3 protein-coding genes are annotated in these 3,901 nt (G+C 58.9%); 2 read left to right on the forward strand and 1 reads right to left on the reverse strand.

Annotated features, from left to right (window positions below):
- Window positions 1-85 precede the first annotated feature (85 nt).
- Window positions 86-736, reverse strand: a complete 651-nt coding sequence (locus M622_RS37010; protein WP_002943440.1) for a hypothetical protein — start codon at window positions 734-736, stop codon at window positions 86-88.
- 724 nt (window positions 737-1,460) lie between these two features.
- Here M622_RS37010 and istA point away from each other — a divergent pair.
- Window positions 1,461-3,002, forward strand: coding sequence for an IS21 family transposase (gene istA / locus M622_RS37015; protein ID WP_021250780.1), 1,542 nt, complete (start codon window positions 1,461-1,463; stop codon window positions 3,000-3,002).
- The gene (gene istB / locus M622_RS37020) at window positions 2,999-3,751 is read left to right on the forward strand and encodes an IS21-like element helper ATPase IstB (protein ID WP_002943443.1); all 753 of its coding nucleotides are present in this window, start codon (window positions 2,999-3,001) and stop codon (window positions 3,749-3,751) included. Before istA ends, istB begins: the two co-directional genes overlap by 4 nt.
- The last annotated feature ends 150 nt before the right edge of the window (window positions 3,752-3,901 follow it).

Below are 3,901 nucleotides of genomic sequence, written 5' to 3' on the forward strand. Positions count from 1 at the left end.
GGGTCGGAAGTGTGAATTCGCCAAATCGGCAAGCTGCCGTTGAACTTTTAGTGGCGCGAACAGCTAGTCAGGACTGATAGCCGTTTTAATAGTCAATCCCATCCTCACCGACGTCGCCAAAGATCCTCTGTTCATCCTCCGCCTCGACTCCCTGCCAGAAGATCACGACATCCATTCGCTGATTGGGCGCTAAGTAGATCCAGTGCTTGCAACGCGAGTCGATCAGCGAGAACAGCTCAGGATAGATGCCTTCCAAGAGGGGCGTTTCTCGCAGCTTCGCCTGAATCCCAACGTAAACGTGCAACGCCCGTTCTCGAAGATCGGGCGAGGCGATGACTTCCGACAGACCTGCCATCAGCACAGCTGCAACTAGCGCATCGAAGCTACCGAGCGCGATGAGTTGTCGAGCACTTTCATCGTCAAAGGGACGCTGACGGGGCACTTGCTCGTGTTCGCGCGGCTCCGCCTCAAACAGTAATGCCGTAACCGGCGGTTCGAGGGTGCGTAGCGCCTCCTCAAACTGCATTGCATCGAGCGGCTCCTTCTTCAGGTAGCGCCACAACGGGCTACGGAACCAGCGCGACGTGCCCGGGAATCGGGCTTGCGCCTGCTCGACAGCGTTGCGCGGTCCGGGCCGGTCATTGGGGACCCGTGTCCCTTTCTCGTAAGCGTCCCACTTCCTGGGGCGAGCGACGTCTGTGTCGCGTTTGCGGACGCGGTCCCCGTCGAGCGCCATCTCAATGGCGTATGCGGACGACAGGCCAGATATGTCCCGCAGCGCGCGAAACCAAAGTCGTGTCCGAAGGCGATCGACAGGCTGGGTGGTCGGGCGACCGCGCCCCTTTGGTCTGATGATTGTGTGCACAAGGCTTATCTGGAGTACAGAAAATCGAATTATCGGTTCGGGTGGAGAAAATGTGGACAGTCACGAACACTGCGTGACAAACGCATTGAGGTATTCGATGAACTCGCTGCCTGAACAGACCGAAGCACTGGCCCACTTGCGCAAGGAATTGCGCGAGACACTCCTGCGCCTTCACGGTCCTCTGCTGGGCGGCGAGCCCCTCGCGGCGGCACTAGGACATCGAAGCGTTGCATCACTTAGACAGGCACGGCGACGTGGTCAAGTAATGGTGCCGCTCTTCACTGTACCCAATCGCCGAGGGTGGTTTGCCTTGACGCTGGATGTCGCGGATTGGCTTTCTGCGACCCGAATGGGCGCATCCGCAGGAGGACGAATCTCTCCCAGTTAACTCGATTCTCCACCTCGTAGACGCGAACGCCCGAGGGGGCTGCCTCGGGCGTCGCGCCAGCATCGCTGCCGGTACAAGTGGGATCTTGTCCGATCAGTATGAGCTGCGCGTTCACGTTCGTCAATCATGCGACGAACTTGCGCGGACGGGGTGATTTTGTCTGGCCCGGTCAGCACCGCCGGTGCCATCCCATGAGGAGTTACCCCCTTGCGTCTGCCTATCCACCTACAGCGCGAGATCGCGCGTTTGCACTTCTACGATACCTCACAGTCCAACCGAGCCATCGCACGGTCAGTTGGTGTTTCCGCAAACACCGTGCGCGAAATGCGCCGAATTCTCAGAAAAAGCGACACCTTTGGTGCCGATCTTCATTCATTGGATGACGACGCCTGGTACGCGGTTCTGGGTACTGGCAACAAGAGCATCGCGCAACGCAAGAGAGCGCCATATTGGGATTGGGTGCACGCCGAGATGCAGCGCCCCGACGCCACACTCGAGCAGCTGTGGCGGGAGTGGCGCAGTCAGTGCCCGGAGGGAATCGCCTACTCGCAATTCACTGCCGGTTACCGGGCGTGGGCGAAGCGACAACATATCGTGATGCGTCAGGCCCATCGCCCGGGTGAGAAGTTGTTCGTCGATTTCGCCGGCCGTACAGTCGAGATCAGGGATCGAAGCGGCGGTCCCTCGATCTATGCGCAAATCTTCGTTGCCGTGCTTGGCTACTCGAACCTGACCTACCTGCAGGCAGTCGCCTCGCAGAAAACCCCTGATTGGGTGAGATGCCATGTCGATTGCTTTGCGGCAATGGGGGGCGTGCCGGCCTGGGTTGTGCCGGACAACCTGAAGGCGGCTGTCTGGCGGCGTGAGAAGGATCGCGTCGTTATCAACCCGGCCTACCGGGAGTGCCTGCAGCACTACAACACCGCTGCACTACCAGCTCGTGTCAGGAAGGCGAAAGACAAGGCGAAGGCCGAGGTCGGTGTGCAGATCGCACAGCGTTGGGTGTTGTTCGCACTTCGCGACCGAACATTCTTTAGCCTCGATGAACTGAATGACGCCCTCAGGAGGCTCGTGGTAACGCTGAACGCTCATCCCTTCAAGAAGATGTCAGGCTCCCGCATCGAACGATTTGAGAAAACCGAGCGTTCGACTTTGAAGCGCCTGCCGCCCATTCCCTTCGAGTTATGCGATTGGCGATATGGGGTGCGGGCTGGCGACGATTACCATGTCGAACATGCGCGGAGCTTCTACTCCGTGCCGTCGGAGTTGCGCGGACAGCGTGTCGATCTGCGTTACACCGGATCGATGCTCGAGGTCATGCATCGCGGCCAGCGCGTTGCCTTGCACGCATTGGCACAATGCGAAGGCACAGTCCAGACGTTGCCTGAGCATCGTCCGATAGCGCATGTCCGCGTGCTTGAGGGCGAACCGAGGGCACTCATGCTATGGGCCGAGTCGGTAGGGGAAGGCTCGGCGGCAATGATTCGCCATCACCTGGAAAACCGATCCGATGCCGTCAATGGTCTGAAAGCAGCCCGGCGGATGCGCGATCTGGCTCGTATCCACGGCGACCAACGCTTCGAAGAGGCGTGTGCATATGCGCTATCGCTCAACATTACGGCATTGCGCAGCCTCGATTCCATTCTCAAGCAGGCACCCGACAAACGCACCCACTCTGTCAGCGGCACGGCGCCGAGGCCAGCCCACGACAATGTGCGGGGTGCGAGCTACTTTGGAGAAAACACATGAGCGGCGTCCATCAAACCATCTCCCGCCTACGTGAATTGCGATTGACGTCGATGGCCGAAGCGTATTCGGTCCAGTTGCAGCAGCCGAAGCTTCACCAACTCTCTTTCGATGACCGATTCGGGTTGCTCGTCGAGCATGAAGCCTCTGAACGTGACTCGAAGAAATTGAAGCGGCTCGTGCGGAGTGCAGGATTCCCTGAATCCGCATCGCTCGAAGACGCCGATTACCGAGCTTCGCGAGATATCGACAAAGGGTTCATCGCCTCGCTGGCCAGTTGCGAATGGATTCGACAGCAGCTTAACTTGATCGTCCTTGGCGCAACGGGGGTCGGAAAGACATGGCTTGCATGTGCCTTCGGTTCTCAGGCTTGCCGACAGCGTTTACCCGCTACGTTCTTCCGGGCGAGCGATCTTTATCAAGAGATCGCAGTTGCCAGCCATGACGGTTCGTTGCCTAAGCTCAAGGCCGGTCTGATTAAACCGAGTTTGCTTATCATCGACGACTTCGGTCTGAGCGAGATTTCTTCGCAAGCTGCGCAGGTGTTGCTGGATGTGGTGGATCGGCGGATGCGTACCGGATCCTTGCTGATCACAAGCCAGTTCCCAACAGACCAGTGGCATGGGTTCTTCCCCGATCCGACCTTGGCAGACGCAATCCTTGACCGCGTGGTGCATCAGGCGCACCGGATTACGCTCAAGGGTGAATCCATGCGCAAGCTTCAGGCAAAGCGGAAGATGCCCCCAGCGTGATCATGTCGCTGGAACGATGAGCGTGACGTCAGCTTAGCGGTCACGGTGCCGTCCTGGTGCTCACGAGCACCGGGACGACTGATCAGTACGAATCGGAACTGGTGATCACGTCGAACTGGACTGACCGGTCACGAACGATCGGAATACGCA

Origin of the sequence: Thauera terpenica 58Eu, assembly GCF_000443165.1 — a bacterium.
GTDB classification, from domain to species: domain Bacteria; phylum Pseudomonadota; class Gammaproteobacteria; order Burkholderiales; family Rhodocyclaceae; genus Thauera; species Thauera terpenica.

Coding starts and splice junctions, on each gene's coding strand:
- M622_RS37010 (WP_002943440.1), bottom strand. CDS start 736: ATGGCGCTCGACGGGGACCGCGTCCGCAAACGCGACACAGACGTCGCT.
- istB (WP_002943443.1), top strand. CDS start 2,999: ATGAGCGGCGTCCATCAAACCATCTCCCGCCTACGTGAATTGCGATTG.